17 protein-coding genes are annotated in these 18947 nt (G+C 60.7%); 12 read left to right on the forward strand and 5 right to left on the reverse strand.

The genetic code is table 11. The annotated features are described in order from the left end of the window. Positions 1-59: 59 nt before the first annotated feature. The 12 genes from KX729_RS26865 (at position 60) to KX729_RS26920 (ending at position 10437) form a co-directional block, all read left to right on the forward strand. Positions 60-755, forward strand: a complete 696-nt coding sequence (locus KX729_RS26865; protein ID WP_219745566.1) for an RraA family protein — start codon at positions 60-62, stop codon at positions 753-755. Positions 756-769: 14 nt separating this feature from the next. After that, entirely contained in the window at positions 770-1207 is a 438-nt protein-coding gene (locus tag KX729_RS26870) for a VOC family protein (RefSeq protein WP_219745567.1), read from the forward strand. Positions 1208-1241: 34 nt separating this feature from the next. Then, positions 1242-2420, forward strand: coding sequence for a mandelate racemase/muconate lactonizing enzyme family protein (locus KX729_RS26875; RefSeq protein WP_219745568.1), 1179 nt, complete (start codon positions 1242-1244; stop codon positions 2418-2420). Between the two features lie 112 nt (positions 2421-2532). Then, on the forward strand, positions 2533-3666 hold the full coding sequence (locus KX729_RS26880; RefSeq protein WP_219745569.1) for a mannonate dehydratase: 1134 nt from the start codon (positions 2533-2535) through the stop codon (positions 3664-3666). A gap of 66 nt (positions 3667-3732) precedes the next feature. After that, entirely contained in the window at positions 3733-4947 is a 1215-nt protein-coding gene (locus tag KX729_RS26885; RefSeq protein ID WP_219745570.1) for an ABC transporter substrate-binding protein, read from the forward strand. Between the two features lie 75 nt (positions 4948-5022). Beyond that, complete coding sequence (locus KX729_RS26890) at positions 5023-5883, forward strand: carbohydrate ABC transporter permease (RefSeq protein WP_219745571.1); 861 nt, start codon at positions 5023-5025, stop codon at positions 5881-5883. Continuing rightward, positions 5880-6728: a carbohydrate ABC transporter permease gene (locus KX729_RS26895; protein ID WP_219745572.1), complete on the forward strand. Its 849-nt coding sequence runs from the start codon at positions 5880-5882 to the stop codon at positions 6726-6728. The genes KX729_RS26890 and KX729_RS26895 overlap by 4 nt, the downstream gene beginning before the upstream one ends. Positions 6729-6730: 2 nt before the next feature. Beyond that, on the forward strand, positions 6731-7543 hold the full coding sequence (locus KX729_RS26900; protein WP_246617880.1) for an aldo/keto reductase: 813 nt from the start codon (positions 6731-6733) through the stop codon (positions 7541-7543). A 21-nt stretch (positions 7544-7564) separates the two neighbouring features. Further along, positions 7565-8620, forward strand: a complete 1056-nt coding sequence (locus KX729_RS26905; protein ID WP_219745574.1) for an ABC transporter ATP-binding protein — start codon at positions 7565-7567, stop codon at positions 8618-8620. A 1-nt stretch (position 8621) separates the two neighbouring features. Next, a complete protein-coding gene (locus tag KX729_RS26910) occupies positions 8622-9104 on the forward strand; it encodes a VOC family protein (protein WP_219745575.1) in 483 nt (160 codons plus the stop codon). A gap of 67 nt (positions 9105-9171) precedes the next feature. Continuing rightward, positions 9172-9930 (forward strand): sugar phosphate isomerase/epimerase family protein, encoded by a 759-nt coding sequence (locus KX729_RS26915; protein WP_219745576.1) that lies wholly within the window; start codon positions 9172-9174, stop codon positions 9928-9930. Positions 9931-9972: 42 nt separating this feature from the next. Then, on the forward strand, positions 9973-10437 hold the full coding sequence (locus KX729_RS26920; protein WP_219745577.1) for a heme-degrading domain-containing protein: 465 nt from the start codon (positions 9973-9975) through the stop codon (positions 10435-10437). An 84-nt stretch (positions 10438-10521) separates the two neighbouring features. Here the strand turns inward: KX729_RS26920 and KX729_RS26925 are convergent, their stop codons facing one another. From KX729_RS26925 to KX729_RS26945, 5 genes are all read right to left on the reverse strand, one after another. Then, positions 10522-12627 carry a beta-galactosidase gene (locus KX729_RS26925; RefSeq protein ID WP_219745578.1) on the reverse strand — a complete coding sequence of 702 codons (2106 nt, stop codon included), beginning with the start codon at positions 12625-12627 and terminating at the stop codon, positions 10522-10524. 168 nt (positions 12628-12795) lie between these two features. Beyond that, entirely contained in the window at positions 12796-14502 is a 1707-nt protein-coding gene (locus KX729_RS26930) for an ABC transporter ATP-binding protein (protein WP_219745579.1), read from the reverse strand. Positions 14503-14512: 10 nt separating this feature from the next. Beyond that, positions 14513-15703, reverse strand: coding sequence for an ABC transporter permease (locus KX729_RS26935; RefSeq protein WP_219745580.1), 1191 nt, complete (start codon positions 15701-15703; stop codon positions 14513-14515). Positions 15704-15713: 10 nt separating this feature from the next. Next, positions 15714-16700 (reverse strand): ABC transporter permease, encoded by a 987-nt coding sequence (locus KX729_RS26940; protein WP_219745581.1) that lies wholly within the window; start codon positions 16698-16700, stop codon positions 15714-15716. A 115-nt stretch (positions 16701-16815) separates the two neighbouring features. Then, complete coding sequence (locus KX729_RS26945) at positions 16816-18933, reverse strand: family 10 glycosylhydrolase (protein WP_376776078.1); 2118 nt, start codon at positions 18931-18933, stop codon at positions 16816-16818. Between the last annotated feature and the right edge of the window lie 14 nt (positions 18934-18947).

Consider the following 18947-nt stretch of genomic DNA (forward strand, 5'->3'; position numbering starts at 1 on the left):
GGCGCGCTCGAAGAGGAGGGCGCGCTCGGCGAGCCGATCTGCTGGAGGAGGCAGACATCATGGAGAGAGATACCGCAGCGATTGCGGCCACGGCCGCACGCTTTCAGAAGCTCTACACCGCTGCCGTCTACGACATTCTCGACGAGATGGGCCTGCCCAATCAGTGCATGGATCTGGAGATCCGCGGCCTCGACAAGGGCATGCGGATCGCCGGCCCGGCCTTTACGGTGGCCTGCACGCTCGATGTCCGCGAAGACCACGAATACGACAACGAAGAGGTGAAGACCTTCACCTTCTTCCGCCGTATGTATCCCGGCTGCGTGGTGCTGATCTCGGCGGCCGGCGAGCGCAAGGCCGGCCATTGGGGCGAGCTGATGAGTACCGGCTCCAAGGCCAAGGGCGCCGCCGGCGTCGTGGTCGATGGCGGCATCCGTGACGGCAATATCCTGATGAGCATGGAGAACTGGCCGGTCTTCACCCGTTATCTCTCGCCGATCGAATCCCGCAAACGCACCCGCATCAGCGGCATCGAGGTGCCGATCTCGATCTCCGGCACGCTGACCTCGCAGATCCGGGTCGATCCTGGCGATTGGATCTTTGGCGATATGGACGGCGTCATCGTCGTGCCGGCCGGCAAGGTCGAGGCGGTTCTGGATCGGGCCGAAGAGATCATGGGGATCGAAAACCGCTCCCGCAACGAAATCCGCGCCGGTGGCGATGTTGCCGACGTCTACGCCAAATACGGCCGTCTTTAACCGGAGTTATTTCTATGCTGACCATTTCCTCGATTGCCCATGTGGCCATCCGCGTCAAAGACATCGACCGGATCCTTGATTTCTACATCAATAAGCTCGGTTTTTCCGAGATGATGCGCCTCGACAAGGATGGCAAGCTCTGGCTCGTCTACCTGCGCATTACCGACGATCAGTATCTGGAAATTTTCCCGGACGGCGAAGGCGATCGTGCCGCGGAACGCGAGGTCGTCGGCTTCAATCACCTCTGCCTGGCCGTGCCGGATATTCACAAGGCGGTTGCCGAACTCGACGCGCTCGGTATCGAGCGTATCCGCCCGACCATCAAGGCGGCCGATAACAACTGGCAGACCTGGATCGAAGACCCCGAAGGCCACCGCATCGAGCTGATGCAGATGGCCGACGACAGCCTGCAGTTCCAGGCGATCGAACGCCTGAAGTCGCAGCGGAAATAGTCGCCGAGACGTCGCGTCGATCGGGAGGAGCCTCATGAAAATCGTCAAGCAGAAGATCTTCGTCGCGAACGTCTCGCGCACCAATTTCGTGTTCGTCAAACTCTATACGGATGACGGCTACGAAGGTGTGGGCGAGGCGACGCTCGAATGGAAGACGAAGACGATCGTCTCGGCGCTTGAAGAGCTGGAGCGCGTGCTGATCGGCCGCGATCCTTTCCAGGTCGATGCAATTATCGAGCAGTTGCACCGGGATTCCTACTGGAGAACGGGTGCCGTGTTCCGTACGGCGCTCGGGGCGATCGAAGCGGCGCTGCTCGATATCAAAGGCAAGTCGCTCGGCGTCCCGGTCTTCGAATTGCTCGGCGGTAAATACCGCGATCGGGTCGAATGCTACGCCAATCATTGGTTCTTCGGCGCGGTGACGCCCGACCAATATGCCGAGAACGCCCGCAAGGCGGTCGCCATGGGCTATCGCGCGCTGAAATGGGACCCGTTCGATGTTGCCGACCTCGAAATGGACCGCAAGCAGCGCCGCGAAACGATCGATATCGTCGCCGCCGTGCGCGATGCGGTCGGCCCGGATGTCGATCTGATGTTGGACGTTCATGGTCGTCTCAACGTGCCGACGGCGATTGCCATGTGCCGCGAACTGGCGCCGTATAATCTTCGCTGGATCGAGGAGCCGACGCCGCCGGAAAGCATCGATGCACTGGTGGATGTGCGGGAAAAGAGCCCCGTTCCGATCGCAGCTGGTGAGCGCTGGTACGAGCCCGGAAAGTTCCTCGAGGCCCTGAACAAGAAGGCCGTCGATATCCTGCAGCCGGACGTCTCGCATGCCGGCGGCCTTGGTGAGACCAAGCGCATTTCGCATATGGCCCACCATCATCTGATCCCGGTCGCGCCGCATAATCCGGTGGGTCCGGTCATGAATGCCATGACGCTGCATATGTCCGTGGCCATCCCGAATTTTTCGATCTTCGAGACGGTTTCGGTGGATGTGCCGTGGCGCAAGGAGCTGGTCAGGGAAACGCTGCAATTCGAAGGCGGCGCCATTCTAGCGCCGACCGCGCCAGGTCTCGGCGTCGAGCTGATCGAGGAAGCCTGCGAGCGTTATCCCTATGCGCCCTACAACGTGCCGCTGTTCGACGGCAGCATGAACACAAGCGGCGTCGCCACCGGCGCTGCCACGCTGAAGGACCGCTCGCACTCGTGATGAGCGTCTAATTGACAACCGGGCCTAACTGGCTCAAGTTATAGTTCGAATTGATGACATTCAAATATGAACTAACTGGCGCGCAAGCTAGGCATCAATCGGGGAGGCAGGCGTGAGGGTAGGACTGACGCTGTTCGGCGATCATCTGACGGAGGATGGTGCGCGTTATGCGAGCCAGCTCGGCGTCGCCGACGTGGTCATCCATCTCACCCAGTATGCCCGCAATGCCGACAACAGTGCCTATCGTGCCGGCGGCATCGTTGGGCCGATCAATGGCGACTGCATCGACGTGCCGCTCTGGACCTATGATCACATGGCAGGTGTCGTCTCGATGCTCGGGAAACATGGCCTCAAGATCGCAGCGCTGGAAAATCTCTCGCCGAATTTCTGGTCGGATATTCTTCTCGACGGCCCGAAAAAGCACGAGCAGATGGATGGCCTGAAACAGCTCGTGCGTGATGCGGGCAGGGCGGGAATCCCGGTTCTCGGCTATAATTTTTCGATCGCCGGTGTCTGGGGATGGCAGCGTAAGCGCGTTGCCCGCGGCGGCGCCATGACAGCCGTGTTTTTCGGCGAGGAATTCGACCAGCAGCAGCCCATGCCGGACGGCATGTTGTGGAACATGCGTTATCGCCCGGCTGCTTCCAATGGTGTGCCGATCGACGTCTCCGAGGCTGAGCTCTGGTCGCGGCTTGAATGGTTCCTGAAGGAACTTGTGCCGGTTGCCGAGAAAGCGAATGTGAAGCTCGCCGCCCATCCGGACGATCCGCCGGTGGAACGGCTGCGTGGCAACGCCCGCCTGGTCAACAGCCACGCCAAATACGAGCGCCTTCTGGACATCGTCAAAAGTCCCGCCAACGCGCTCGAATTCTGCGTCGGTTCGCTGCAGGAAATGGTGGACGGTGACGTCTACGAGACGACCCGCCATTTCGCCCGGCGCGACGCGATCGCCTACGTCCATTTCCGCAACGTGCGCGGCAAGGTTCCGCATTATGTCGAGAGCTTCGTGGACGACGGCGATGTGGAAATGGCCGAGATCGTCCGCGTGCTGCGCGATGAGGGTTTTGACGGCGTGATGGTCCCGGACCACGTGCCGGACCTCGATTGCCCGGCTCCATGGCATGCCGGCAATGCCTATACGATCGGCTTCATGAAGGCGCTGACGATGAACGCAGCTTCGCTCGGGCCGGCGCGTTCGCAGCGCACAGCGAGCTTTGAAGAGATGCGGAAGACAGCGACAGCATGATGAATTCCGGCGGGAGCCGGGTCTGAAGGAGGGCGGCGATCAAGCCGCATGGAGGAGGAAATGGCAATGAAACTCAAGAAACTGGCCGTCATGGCCACCGCAATGACGATGCTCGCCAGCGGTGTAGCATTCGCCGGTGACGTCACCTGGTGGACGCCGAACTTCAACGAGGCGAGAGCTCGCGAAATCGTCGCCAAGTTCGAAAAAGCCAACCCGGACGTCAAGGTCAAGCTCGAGATCACCACCTCGGACGGCCTGCCGCAGCGCGTGCTGACCGCGCTTCAGTCGGGTGCTGCCCCTGAAGTCATCGACGTGCAGCATGCCTGGATCAATGGTTATGCCCAGAACGACCTCGTTCTGCCGGTCGATGACGTGCTGAAGGATCGCGACGACTACATTCCCGCCGCGCTGGACTATGCGACATGGAACAGCAAGCTCTGGGGCATTCCGTACCGCATCGAGACCCATGCGATCATCTACAACAAGGGCGCTTTCAAGGATGCCGGCCTTGATCCGGCGAAGCCGCCGCTGACCTGGGACGAACTCGTTGCTGCCGCCAAGACGCTCTCCAAGGGCAAGCTTTCCGGCTTCGGCATTACCGGCGGCGGCGAAATGGGCAACACCATTTTCCGTTCGCTTCCCTTCATCTGGATGAACGGCGGCGACATCATTTCCGCCGACGGCAAGAAGGCGCTCGTCAACCAGCCGGCAGCCGTCGCGGCCGTGAAGTTCTATACGGACTTCTTCAAGAACAAGCAGGCGCCGGCCTCGACGCTCGAAAACGACGGCACGGCGCTTCGCCGCCTGTTCATTGCCGAGACGGTCGCAGCCTACCAGTCCGGCCAGTTCGACATCGCTTCGATCAAGAAGGAAAACCCGAAGATCGATATCGGCGTGATGCAGATCCCGCATCCGGCCGACAAGAAGACCGCAGCCCTTCTCGGCGGCTGGAGCTTCGTCATTCCGAAGTCGGCCAAGAACCCGACGGATGCCAAGAAGCTGGTCGGCTTCCTGGCCGAGGCGGAAAACCAGGGCGCCCTGACAGACACCTTCCCGGCCCGCAAGTCGGCCATGTCGCTGCCGCGCTTCAGCGATCCGATCCTGACCGTCTTCAAGGAAATGTTGCCCTACGGTCGCGCCGTGCCGAACAACAAGAACTGGGTACAGATCACCCAGGCTTATTTCGACGGCATTCAGCGCATCCTGCTTGGCGATGAAGACGTGCAGAAGTCCATGGATGGTGCCGCGAAGGACATCCAGGCCCTGCTCGACCAGAAATAATACTCGGATATCCGACCGCTCCGGGGCTCAATCTCCCGGAGCGGCCACGCATCTGACTTCCCGAAGGAGCCATAGATGGACCGCAATTCGACGGGCCTTGTTTTCGTGCTGCCAGCGCTGATCGTGCTGGCCATGCTCATCGCCTATCCCGTTGCCTATACCGGCCTGTTGAGCGTCACCGATCGCCAGGGCGCCTTCGTCGGCCTCGACAATTTCAACGCTGTGCTCGGCGCGCGCGCCACGCCGCAGGCGTTCTGGAACACGCTCTGGTTCGTCGGAGGATCGATTGTCTTTCAGGTGGTGCTTGGCACAGCGGCAGCCATTCTGCTCAACCAGAATTTCGTCGGTCGCGGCATCGTGCGGTCGATCACGCTGCTGCCCTGGGTTGTGCCCGGCATCGTCGCGGCGACCACCTGGGCCTGGATGTTCCATACCGAATTCGGCATTATCAACTACATGATGACCGGCGCCGGGGTCATTCCGGAACCGATCGGCTGGCTGACCAATGGCAGCACCGTTATGCCGGTGCTGATTGCCATCAACGTCTGGAAGCTCTTCCCTTTCGTGGCGATCATGGTGCTCGCCGGCCTGCAGTCGATCCCGAACGATCTCTATGAGGCGGCTCGCGTCGACGGCGCCAATTTCTGGCAGGAGGTCTTCCACATCATGCTGCCACAGGTGCGCTCGGTCATCGTCGCGGTCACCCTGCTACTGGTCATCTGGGGCCTGAACTCGATCACCATCATCTACGCGATCACCCGCGGCGGCCCTGCCAACCGCACGCTGATCACGCCGATCCAGATCTTCCGGCTCGCTTTCGAGAGCACCAATTTCAATCAGGCGGCAGCACTTTCGGTGATGTTCTTTGCCGTCGCGCTGGTCATCGTCATCATCTACATCAAGGCGCTGGCCTCGACCCCGGGAGAGGCAAAATGAGCGACGCAAACACCCTGAAGCGCACCGGCCTGCCGCTGCCCATCACCATCATCGGCGCGGTGGTCATCGTCTTCATATGCCTGTTTCCGTTCATGTGGATGTTCGGTTCGTCGATCAAGACGCTGCCGGAACTCTACACCGTGCCGCCGATCTGGTGGCCGGAGACGCCGACATTCGGCAATTATTACAAGGTGCTCTTCGAGAGCAATATTCCGCGTTACTTCCTGAACAGTGTGATCATCTCGGTCGGCTCCACCGTACTGGCGCTGATCCTCGCGATCTTTGCCTCCTACGGGTTCGCCCGCTTCAACTTCCGCGGCAAACCGATCCTGCAGAGCTTCGTGCTGATCGGCCAGCTGCTGCCGACGGCGGCGATCATCGTGCCGCTGTTCATCACTCTCAGGGTGCTTGGCCTCGTCAACACGTTCTGGGGTCTGATCCTCGTTTATATGATCGTCACGCTGCCGCTCTCGGTCTGGATGCTGACGTCGTATTTCAAGGCGATCCCGGTGGAGCTTGAGGAGGCGGCGATCATCGACGGCGCCTCGCGGGTCGGCATTCTTTTCCGCATCACGCTGCCGCTTTCGACGCCGGGCATCGTCGCGGTCGTCGTCTACGCCTTCGTCACCACCTGGAACGAGTTTGTCTTTGCGCTCTGCTTTGCGACCGATAGTTCCGTGAAGACCCTGCCGATCGGGCTTGCAGAATTCTCGACCGAGTTCAACACCGATTGGGGTGCCGTCATGGCCGCCTCCGTCGTCATGACGCTGCCGATCGCGCTTCTGTTCTTCTCGATGCAGCGTCTCTTCGTCGGCGGCTTGACCGCGGGCGCCACGAAAGGATGATCATGACGGACGACACCATTCCCAAGCTTGGGCTCGGTACTTATGGCCGGACGGGAGACGAGGGCATTGCCGCACTTCTGAAGGCAATCGAGATCGGCTACCGCCATCTCGATACCGCCCAGAGCTATGGCACCGAGCAGAATGTCGGCGAGGCTATGCGCCGCTCCGGCCTCAAGCGCGGCGATTTCTTCGTCACCACCAAAGTCGCCGATACTCGGCTCGACAAGGCGCAGTTCGTGCCCTCGGTGCGTGCCAGCCTCGACACGATCGGCGTCGATCAGGTCGATCTGCTGCTGATCCACTGGCCGTCGCATGGGGATGCTGTGCCATTTGAGGATTATATGCTGGCGCTCGTCGAGGCGCAGCAGAAGGGTTATGCCCGCCTGATCGGTGTGTCGAACTATCCGGCTGCGCTTCTGGACAAGGCAGCGGCCCTGATCGGAGAGAATGCGCTTGCCACCAATCAGGTCGAGATCCATCCCTATCTGCAGGCGCCCAAGCTCGTGGCCCATGCGCGAAAGATCGGCCTGCAGTTGACGGCGTATCAGCCGCTCGCCAAAGGCGAGATTGCCGATGATGCCGTGCTGAAGCGTATCGCCGAAAAACACGGCGTCACGGTCTCGGCCGTCGCGCTGGCCTTCTTGATGGCGGAAGGCCACATCGTCATTCCCGCTTCGGGCAGCGAGACCAATCTCAGGGCAAATTTCGCTGCCGGCACCGTTTCGCTGGATGCGGCCGAAATGGCCGAGATCCGTAAACTCGATCGCGGTTATCGCCGTATCGATCCCGAAAAATCGCCCGCCTGGGACGACTGAATTTTTGAATGGAGGTGCCCCTTGGGCTCAGTGAACATCGCGCAGGCGCGCAAGAATTACGGTGCGCTGGAAGTCCTTCACGGCGTGTCCGTGGATATCGCCAACGGCGAATTCGTGGTGCTGGTCGGCCCGTCCGGCTGCGGCAAGTCAACGCTTCTCCGGATGATTGCCGGTCTGGAAGCGATCAGCGGCGGCGAGATCGCCATCGACGGCAAGGTTGTGAACACGCTTGCCCCGAAAGAACGCGACATCGCCATGGTGTTCCAATCCTATGCGCTTTATCCGCATATGACGGTCGAAGCGAATATGGGCTTCTCGCTGAGGCTCGGTGGTGCGCCGAGAGACGAGATCAAGACACGGGTGGCGGAAGCCGCCAAGATGCTCGGCCTCCAAGATTACCTGAAGCGCTATCCCAAGCATCTCTCCGGCGGCCAGCGGCAGCGCGTCGCCATGGGCCGCGCCATGGTGCGCAAGCCGAAAGTCTTCCTCTTCGACGAGCCGCTGTCGAACCTCGATGCCAAGCTGCGTGTGCAGATGCGCTCGGAGATCAAGCAGAACCACCAGCGCCTGAAAACGACCACCGTCTATGTCACCCACGACCAGATCGAGGCGATGACCATGGCCGATCGCATCGTGGTGATGAATGGCGGCGTGGTCGAGCAGGTCGGCTCGCCGCTCGAACTCTACGATCGTCCAAACAATCTCTTCGTCGCCGGTTTCATCGGCTCCCCGAGCATGAACATTCTCTCCGGCAGGCTGGAGAACGGCAATTTCCGGACGGCGGATAACACCACCTTCGCAGTGCCGGGCGCCGAACGTGTCGGCAACCGGGACGTCCGCCTCGGCATCCGGCCGGAGCATTTCAGCCTCGATCCGAACGGGCTTGCCGCCGAGATCGTCACCGTCGAACCGACCGGCTCGGAAACGCAGGTCGTCCTTCGGCTTGGCAGCCATGACGTGGTCGGCGTCTTCCGCGAACGCATCCTGCAGCAACCGGGCGAGAAGCTTGCCGTCGGTATCGATGCGACGCGGGTGCATTTCTTCGATCCCGAAACCGGCAAGCGACTGGAGGCCTGACATGACCGCAACTGCGATCCTGGGCGATGGCGAAGAGCTTCTGCAGATTTGCTTCGTTACCCACAAGCTCGAAGAATCGGCCGCCTGGTTTTCACAACTGACCGGGCTGCCATTGCCGCCGGTGAGCTATGCCGCCGATCCGGACAAGGCGCAGGCCGTCTATCGGGGTGGACCGCCGCGGATCGGCTGCCGCATCATGATGTTCCATTTCGCCCATATCGACCTGGAATTCATCGAGCCGGGACCGGAGCCGAGTGCCTGGCGCGATCTTCTGGAAAGCCGCGGCCCGGGCTTCCACCATCTGGCCTTCAAGACCCGCAACCTGACACGCGATACCGCAGCACTCGAAGCGGCGGGCCATCCTATGCTGCAGCGGGGCGAATTCCAGAGCGGAACCGGCCGTTACGCCTATTTCGACACCGAAGGGGCGCTTGGCGGATTGATCGAACTTCTCGAATTCGATCGGGACAAGCAGCCGCAATAGCAGTTCAGACGAGACGCGGTGCCCGTCGGGCCATGCGTTGTCGCACATGCATCGAAAGACGAAATCCATGACGTATCCGATTTCCTACCAGCTTTATTCCTCCCGCAATTTCCCACCGCTTTTCGCCCAGTTCGCTGAGCTGAAATCTTTCGGTTACGATGCGATCGAGCCCTGGCTGCCGGCCTATGAGGCCGATCCGAAGGCCTTTCGACAGGCGCTCGACGATAACGGCCTGAAATGCCATTGCTTCCACATGCCGTTGAAGGGGCTGGTCAACGAACCGAACCGCTTCATCGACATTGCGCTCACCATCGGCGCGACGATCATGATCCCGCCCTATGTGGTGCCGGAAGAGCGTGGCACGAGCGCCGAATACTGGAATGGTCTAGGGCGGCAGCTTGCCGAAGGCGCAGCACTTGCGGCGGACCACGGCCTGAAGGTCGCCTGGCACAACCACGATTTCGAGTTCATGCCCCTGGCGGACGGCTCGCGCCCGATCGACCATATTATGGCAGGCGGCGGTGAAAATGTCTGGTTCGAGATCGATTGCGGCTGGATTACCCGCGCCGGCGGCGATCCTGCAGCCGAGCTTGAGAAATTCGCCGACCGCATCATTGCCATCCAGGTGAAGGATACGATGCCGTTCGGGACGAAACAGGACGATGGCTGGGCGCCGACCGGCGACGGTATCATTGACTGGCAAAAGCTCGTGCCACTGTTCCGCAAGACGAAGGCCGAGCATATCGTCACCGAGCACGACAACCCGAGCGATTGGCGTGCCTTTGCGAAGCGGTCGATCGACTATGTTAAAAAGCTTGGCCTTTAGGTCGCAGCCAATCTCATACCGTCTTGTCGCAAGGACACAATCTTGACCGCACCTCAAACCATCGAAGAGCTGCAGATCCAGGCGGCGGAGCTCGAGCTCCCCGCATTCGATCCGCTGATCGCCTGGGAGATCGGCTGCTTCATTCAAAAGCGGGCATTGGCGGAAAACATGCCGATCGCCTTCGAAGTGGCCCGAACCGCCCATCCGCTATTCTATTTTTCCATGCCGGGCGCCATGCCCGACAATGCTCACTGGATCAGACGAAAGCGCAATGTCGTCGAACGCTTTTATCGCAGCTCGCTGATGATGAAGCTGCTTGCCGATCGAGAAGGCCGACCATTTCTGGAGCGTTACATCCTGTCGCCGGATGATTTCGTCTCAAGCGGTGGCAGCGTTCCGATCATCGTCAAGGGAAGCGGCTGCATCGGTTCCGTGACTGTGAGCGGCCTGACGCAATACGACGACCATCGTCTTGCAGCCGAGGCCATCAGGCATGTGATCGGCTGACTCGAAGAAGCAGGTCCCATTCACCGCGGGTTGGACGGCGAATGGGACGTTACTTTCCGAGACGGGCGGATACTGTTCCAACGATCAGCCGCCGGCCAGCGGCAGGATCAATACGTCGCGAGCGGGTACCTCGATCTTTCCTCCCGCAGAATCCAACGGCCAGACTGGCGCTCCGCCGCCGATGCTGCCGTGTTCTGCAGCAAGTTTCACCTCTGTCGTCTGAGCCTCCCGTGTCGGATTGACCAGCCAGAGGAAGCTGCCGGCGTCGCCCTTGTGGACACGGGCAAAGAGATTGGCATTTGAAAGCGCCGCATGGCTGGTTCTGCCGCTCCATTTGATGAGTTCGGCATAGAAGCCAGCATTCGATTTTCCGTTCGTTCGATAATAGGCGACGGAAGGATTGGTGCCTATCAACAGCGTCCGGCCCTGGCCGAACGTGTTCTCGACCACCGCCATACGGCCGTCGTCAAAATTGCCATGCGCCTTGCCGCCGGCAAGCCGGTAGGATTGCAGCAAGCCGCCGCCATCGACGGCAATGTCGCCGAATTTGAAATGGATGCGGTCGCCGATATCCGGCATGAATTCGACGGTTTCTTCCTGTGCGCCGAAGACTGTGTCGAGGCCCATATTCGGCTGCACTTGGCCGACATGGCCGCGGTCGCCGAAATAGCCGGGGCAGGCTTCGGCGATCAGCGTGCCGCCTTTCTCGACCCAGGCCTTAAGGCGAGCCGCCTGATTTTCGGTGAACATGATCGGATAGGGGAAATACAGGAAATCGTAAGCGTCGATATCATCGATATGCACCCAGTCCGGCTGCATGCCATTATCGAGGAAGGCGCGATAGGTACCCCACATGGCTTCCGGATAAGGCTTTTCCTTGCGATCGTAACTCAGTAGATATTCCCATTCCTGGGTTTCGGGAACCACAAGAATGCCGATTTCGCCGCGCACCGGCTTGGCGTCCCACAACGGCTTTTGGGCCGGATCGTTGGCCCATTTAGCCATGGCGCTCTGCATTTGCGAACGCGGCGTGCGCGAGCCGTCCATGCCATAGGCGCCAAAGGCTCCGAAGAGCGGGCCGTCGAGCAGCGGACGCCAGCGCAGATTCAGCACGCCACGGGCACCGCCCGCAAACGAGGTCATGGTCCAGATGCGGATGTCCTCCGGCTCGGCAACGCGGCCGTCCTCTTTGTCCCGGCCGATCACCTGCGGCTGCAGCCACAAGGGGCCGCCCTGACGCTCCGCGTGCCAGAAAGGCTTGCCGCGTGCAGCACCGCGGTTGATATCGACACCGTACCAAGTCTTCCAGGGCTCGGTGCCCTTGCGCGCCTGAATCCAGGTGAAGCCGTAGACCTGCACCTTGGAGGCGGCCAGCCAGTCGTCGCAGCCGTTTGCCGCCATGTTGGGGATCGAGCCGGAAATGCCGTGGGCGGCGATGACGTTCTTCTGGTCGATGGCGCGGATCGTATCGATGCGCCACTGCATCTGGTCGTAAAAATTGTCGCGTTTGAACTGCAGCCAGTCGATGCATTCCGGATAAGGCGCCATATGCACCGGCGGCTCGACATCGTCCCATTCGGCATAGCTGTAGCGGTGCCAGGCCTTGGCGAGCACTTTCAACGTGCCGTATTTCTTCTCCAGCCATTTGCGGAAAGCCGCCTTGGCATAACTCGAATAATCGACATCAGCCGAATAATTGCACTCGTTCCAGACGTCATAGCCGTAGATCGACGGATGGTCCTTGTAGCGGGTGGCGAGTGCGGTCAGGAACTTGCCGGCAGCTTCCTTGACTTCCGGGCAGTTCAGCGTAAGCGCACCGGCACCGCCACCATTGTTGGAAAAGCCGCCCGTTGCGGCCGAAACGCCCATATAGGAACCGAGCTTGGTGCCGTCGGCGTTGACCTGCAGCGCATCGGCATATTTGCGCACCGCCCAGTCCGGCACGGCGTGGATGAGTTCGGCGATGATCGTCTTGATGCCGTTCTTGGCGGCAAGATCGAGCTGCCGGTCGTATTCTTCCCAATCATAGACGCCGGGCGCTACCTCGATCGCACTCCACATGAACCAGTGGCGGAAAATATTGAGCCCGTCCTCGCCGGCGACGCCATAATCGCGCTCCCAATGCTCGCGAGGCGGGTTGGATTTTCGGAAATAGACGGCGCCGAAAGGGAATTGGATATCGTTAGGCATTGTGCTGGTCCTCTTTGTCTAAGGTCCGGACACAGCTCCGCCTTCGAGGCGAAAGCCTCTTGAAAACAGACAGAGATAGCGTCCGGAAATTCTAAAAGCCGTGGGTCTTAGCGCGATCCTCCGAAGAGGCCGCGGGTTGGGTGGTGAAGTATTTGCATGGCTATGTCCTCACGCATTCGCCGGTGCGACGAAGCGCTGACGGTGCAGCATGCGCTTGTCGCGTGGGTCGGGGTTCGGGACGGCGGAGATCAGGCTTTTCGTATAGGCTTCCTGCGGCGCAGTGCAGATCTGCTCGGCGCTACCGAGTTCGACGATCTTGCCGCGATGCATGACGGCGACGCGGTCGCAGAAATAGCGCACCACTGAAATGTCGTGCGAAATGAAGACGAAGCTGAGGTTGAGGCGCTTCTTGATGTCGAGCAGCAGATCGAGGATCTGGCTACGGATCGACACGTCGAGCGCCGAGGTCGCCTCGTCGGCGATGATGATGCGCGGTTCGAGCGCCAGCGCCCGTGCGATGCCGATACGCTGCCGCTGGCCGCCGGAGAAGGCGTGCGGGTAACGCTCCATACCCATCGGATCGAGCCCGACGAGCCGCATCAGCTCGGCGACGCGATCCTCCAAAGCCTTGCCCTTGGCGAGCCCGTTGACGATCAACGGATCGCCGATCACCTCTTTTACGGTCATGCGCGGATTGAGCGAGGCGAACGGGTCCTGAAAGACGAGGCGGACTTCGCGATGGAAACCACGCAGTTCTCGTTTGCCAAGGCTTGTGACGTCGATCTCCTGACCGTCCCTGGCGCGATAGATCACTTTGCCGGTCGTCGGTTCGACGGTGCGCAGAATGAGGCGTCCGAGCGTCGTCTTGCCGGAGCCGCTTTCGCCGACGATCCCAAGATTTTCGCCGGGATATAGGTCAAAGTTGGCGTCGTCCACGGCGCGCAGCACCGTATTGCCCGCAAGCCCGAATGTCTTGCCAAGGCCGCGAACAGAAAGGACCGGTTTCGGCATTTCCGCCGAGAACGCCGAAACCGGCTGCCGTGCCTCGGCGTGGTGGGTGAGTTTCACCGTCGAGGCAAGCAATTGGCGGGTGTAGGGGTGTACGGCGGCGTGATAGATCGCATCCACTGGTCCGTGCTCGACGATACGGCCGAAACGCATGACCGCGACCTCATCGGCCACTTCGGCCACGATGCCCATGTCATGGGTAATCAGCAGCATAGCCATGCCGCGGCTGACCTGCAGGCGCTTGATCAGGTCGAGAATTTCCGCTTGGGTGGTGACATCGAGTGCCGTCGTCGGTTCGTCGGCAATCAGGATATCCGGATCGCCGGCCAGCGCCATGGCGATCATCGCGCGCTGGCGCATGCCGCCGGAGAATTCGAACGTATAACGATCGGCCATTTTGTCGGCATTGGGAATTTCCACCTGCCGCAGCAGCTCGATCATCCGTTCGCGCGCAGCTTTCCTGTCCATCTTGCTATGCAGCCGGATGGCCTCGACGATCTGCGAGCCGATCGTGTGGACGGGCGAGAGCGAACTCATCGGCTCCTGGAAAATCAAGCCGATGCGGCGGCCGCGGATGGCGCGCATCGTCTGGCTGTCCGGGTGAAGCCCGGCAATATCGGTGATCGCATCACCATTTCGCAGCAGAATGTTGCCGCCGACGATCTGGCCGGGACGATCGACGATCTGCAAAAGCGACCGGGCCGTGACGCTTTTGCCCGAGCCGCTTTCGCCGACGAGGCAAAGTGTCTGGCCACGCTTCAGTTGGAAGCTTACCTTCTCGACCGCGTGGAGAATATGCGTGCGCAAGCGAAAATCGACGCAGAGGTCTTCGACGGAGAGCACGACGTCGTCTGGAAGGGTAGCCATCGTCACCTCCTCAATTGTCATAAGGATCGGCCGCATCGCGCAGGCCGTCGCCGAAGAAGTTGAAGGACAGGACCGCGACGACCACGGCCAGCGAGGGCCAGATCAGCAGCCACGGCGCGGTCGCGACGGTGCGAATATTCTGCGCGTCCTGCAGCAGCACGCCCCAACTGACCACCGGCGGCTTCAATCCAATTCCCAGGAAGGACAGGGAGGTTTCCGCGACGATCATGGTCGGCACGGCAAGCGTCACGACGGCAAGGATATGGCTGGTCAGCGACGGCAGGATGTGCCGGAAGATCAGCCGTGCCTCGCTCGAGCCGTCGAGCTTGGCGGCCGTTACGAAGTCTTCGCCGCGTAGCGCCAGGAAACGGCCGCGCACTTCCCGTGCCAGGCTCGTCCAACCGAGAAACGAGACGATGATGGTGATGACGAAATAGACGCTGAGCGGCGACCATGTGATGGGAATGGCGGCCGCCAGGCCCAGCCATAGCGGAATGGTCGGCATGGCACTGATCACCTCAATGACGCGCTGGATCACCGTATCGACCCATCCGCCGTAGAAGCCCGAAATCGAGCCGAAAACGACGCCGAGAATGAGCGACATGGCGACGCCGACGAGGCCGATCGACATGGAGACACGCGTGCCATAGACCAGCCGCGAGAAGACATCGCGACCGAGGCGATCGGTGCCGAGTAGGTACATCGGATCGTTGAGATTGATCGGACCGATCAGATGCCGGTCCATCGGGATCAAGCCCCAGAGCTGATAGGCTGGGCCTTTGACGAAGAAGCCGATCGGCACGACCTTGTTGTCGTCGACCACGAAAGTGCGGCGCAGCGCCACTTTCTCGATCTCGATCTTGTAGCCCTTCACATGGAAATTGAACTCGCTCGAACCGTCCGGCCTGGTAACGAAGAAGCTGATCCCCTGCGGCGGCGCATAGGTATATTGCGGCTTGGAAGTCGAGGGCAGGGATGGGGCGATGACCTCGGCGAAGAGGCCGACGAAATAGAGGAAAAGAATGATCGCGCCGGCAAGCATCGCTACCTTCTGGCGCACCAGCTTGCCTGCCACCAGCCGCCACGGGCCGACGGCTGCGGTGGAGACTGTCTTTCCCTGTTTCAACGGGCTGATCGAGGGGCCATCGACGATGACGAGCGAAGGTTCTGAGGCTTTTCCCATCGTTTCGTGAATTGTCATCCGCCGCTCCTCAATTGAACCGGATGCGCGGATCGAGCAGCGCAAGCAGGATATCGGAGAGAAGCATGCCGACCAGCGTCAGCGCCGAAAGGAGCAGGATGAAGCTGCCGGCGAGATACATGTCCTGCGAGATCAGCGCCCGGAAGAGCAGGGGCCCTGCGGTCGGCAGGTTGAGGACGATGGCGGTGATTGTCACGCCGGAGACCAGATGCGGCAGGACCCAGCCAATCGCCGAGACGAACGGGTTGAGCGCGATGCGCACCGGATATTTGAGGATGACCTTGTATTCCGGCAGGCCCTTGGCACGGGCGGTGACGACATAAGGCTTGTGCAGTTCGTCGGTCAGGTTGGCGCGCAGGATGCGGATCAAGGCCGCTGTGCCCGAGGCGCCGATGATGATGATCGGGATCCACAGATGCGCCAGGAAATCGCCGACCTTGGCAAGGCTCCAGGGCGCCTCGGCATATTCCGGAGAATTGAGGCCGCCGACACTCAGGCCGAGATATTTATACGCGAGATACATCAGCGTCAGCGCCAGGATGAAGTTGGGCACCGCAAGCCCGATGAAGCCGAAGAAGGTGAAGACGTGGTCGCCGACCGAACCGCGACGGACGGCCGAATAGATGCCGATCGGTAGCGCGACGATCCAGACGAACAGCAGGCTGAGCAAGGAGATGACGAGCGTCGAGCCCATCCGCGCCCAGATCAGATTGGCGACGGGCTGGTTCCATTCGAAGGAGTGGCCGAAATCGCCACGGCTCACGATGCCCCAGATCCATTTCAGATATTGGAGATAGAACGGAGCATCCAGTCCATATGTTTCCCGCAGCCGCTCGATCTGGGCAGGGTCGACCGCCTGGCCGCTGTCGCTCATCGTCGCGATCATCGAAGTCAGATAGTCGCCGGGCGGCAACTGGATGATCAGGAACGCGATCAGCGACATGCCGAACAGGGTCGGGATCATGTATAGGATTCGCCTGACGATATAGGCCAGCATCGGAATGGTTCTCCTCCCGTTGAAAGCGCCGCCGCTCGAATGGTTCGCGGACGCTTCGTCGGTTCTTCATTCACCTTCGGCCCCTCCAGGCCAAAGGCGCTCCTCCCTCGCCACCTCATTTCCAACTGAGGTGCAGCACCTCCAGCCGGTCGATACCAGACACCTCCATGATCGCCCGGCCATCCTTGACGCTGAAGTTCGCGGCGCGGTCGGCCACCACGAGCCAGGCCCGCGCCACCGACTTGCCGTTTGGAATGTCCACCGAAACCGTCTGGCCCGCCAGAGGGTAATTTTCGCGGATCGGACCCTTCATCATCATCGGGTTGGTCAGGTTGAACATGCTGAGCGCGATGCCGTCTTCATTCTCGCGCAGAGCCAGATCGATGACGCCCGGTCCCTCGACCGCAATGCGCGATGACTTGCCGAGTGCCCAGCGCACCGCATTGGCGATCAGCCGGCCGTGATCGACAGCGAACACTTCCCAGAAAATCTCGCCGATATTCCAGGGGATATAGACCGTGCGGCCGCCTTTGCCTGTCTCGCGCGCCACGACGGCGGCACCTTCCGGGTCTTTTCGCGGATATACCTCTTCCATCGGCAGGTCCGGAAAATCCGGAACATAGAGGAAAGGTGTTTCCACATTGCCGGCTGTATCCACATGGATCAGCCGCGTACCGCCCATGATACGCGCCGCGCCGTCAAAACCCTGATTGACCGGATGATCGCCGAAGAGCGCCACATAGGTATTCTTGACGATGCCACGCGGGCCGGAGGCGAACTTGATGCCCAGCGTATCGGCTAGGCCGAATTCCGGTCGCGTCTTGCCGTTCTCATCGCGCAGCGAAGTCTCATAGGCCGCCACCACGCTGCCGCCGCGTTCCACGTAAGCGCGGATCGCTTCGTTCTGTGCATTCGAGAGGCATGAGGCGTTGGCGAGGATGACGACCTTGAAACGATCGAGATTTTCTTTGGTCAGCACCTGGTCGGAAAGCAGCTCGAACGGCAGTCGAGCTTCGACAAGCGCATGATAGAAGCCGAGATCGTGCTTTTCGGCACTGTGCCGGTCCTCCGGCGCCCAGTGGCGAAGCGTTGTCGAAGGATCGATCACGGCGATTTCCGCGGTCGGCTTCATGCTGTTGATGACCGGCTCGACCGCTGCCTGCAGGCCGAAGGCTTCGGCGACCGGCTCCACCCAGCGTTCGTCCGGCACAACGCCGTTGAACTTGGTGAACCAGCCGTAGAGCCCGTGGGTCGTGCCGTTATTGATCCAGAGCTGCATTTCCTCGCCGGAGGTGACGGCATCCTTCCAGCGGTATTCTTCCTCCGGGCCGATCGAGGTGATCAGCACGACGGGGCGGTCAGGAAAGCTGGCGCGGATGCGCTTGCCGTTGCGGCCGGCTGACCAGCCGACTTCCAGACCCTTGCGGCCCTGATGGTCGACGACCAGGAAGGGGCAATGCTTGGTGATGACGGAGAGATCGAACTCCATCAGCGACGCGCCGCTCATGTTCGGGATGAAGCTCGAATTCGGGCGGATCGCCTTCATCGCGTCGTCCCATTGGGCGATCATGTCGGTCAGCACCTGGCGGCGCCATTGCAGCCAGGCCTGCCATGCTGGGTCTTCCGCATCCGCCTTTTTCGGCAGGGCATAACCGAACATGTCCTTGAAGCGGCGGGCGCTGTTTTCGCTATAGTCGACACCGTGGCCCTGCCAGCGGTTGGCAAAGATCGCGTCGATATCGTATTCGCGCACGATCTCCTTCACCACTTCCGGCATGAAGCCAGTATTGTAATCGCCATAGGCATTGGTGACCCAGACATCTGGATAGGCCCAGTGGCGGCGCGGACTGCCGTCGGCATTGACCATCACCCATTCCGGATGCGCTTTCGCCGCATCGTCATGGATCGCATGCGGATCGACACGAGCCATGACATGCATGTCGAGCTTGCGCGCCGCATCGACCAATGCGCCGAAAATGTCCTTGTCGCCCAGAAATTTGGAGACGTAGTGATAGGGCACCTTGCTCGGGTAATAGGCGATGTAGCCGCCAGCGCTCAGGCAGACAGCATTCGACTTGGTGCGCTTGAATACATCGACCCAGAAGGCCGGATCGTATTTCTCCGGATCGTCTTCCACAAAAGTCAGCTGCGTCCAGCGGGTCGCGGTCTTGTACCAGTCGGGAGTACGCAGAGTGTCGGCGTTCGGTCGTGTGGCCTCAAGCATGGCATTCATCCAATTCATCGGCA

It is taken from the genome of Neorhizobium populisoli, assembly GCF_019430945.1.
GTDB classification, from domain to species: domain Bacteria; phylum Pseudomonadota; class Alphaproteobacteria; order Rhizobiales; family Rhizobiaceae; genus Neorhizobium; species Neorhizobium populisoli.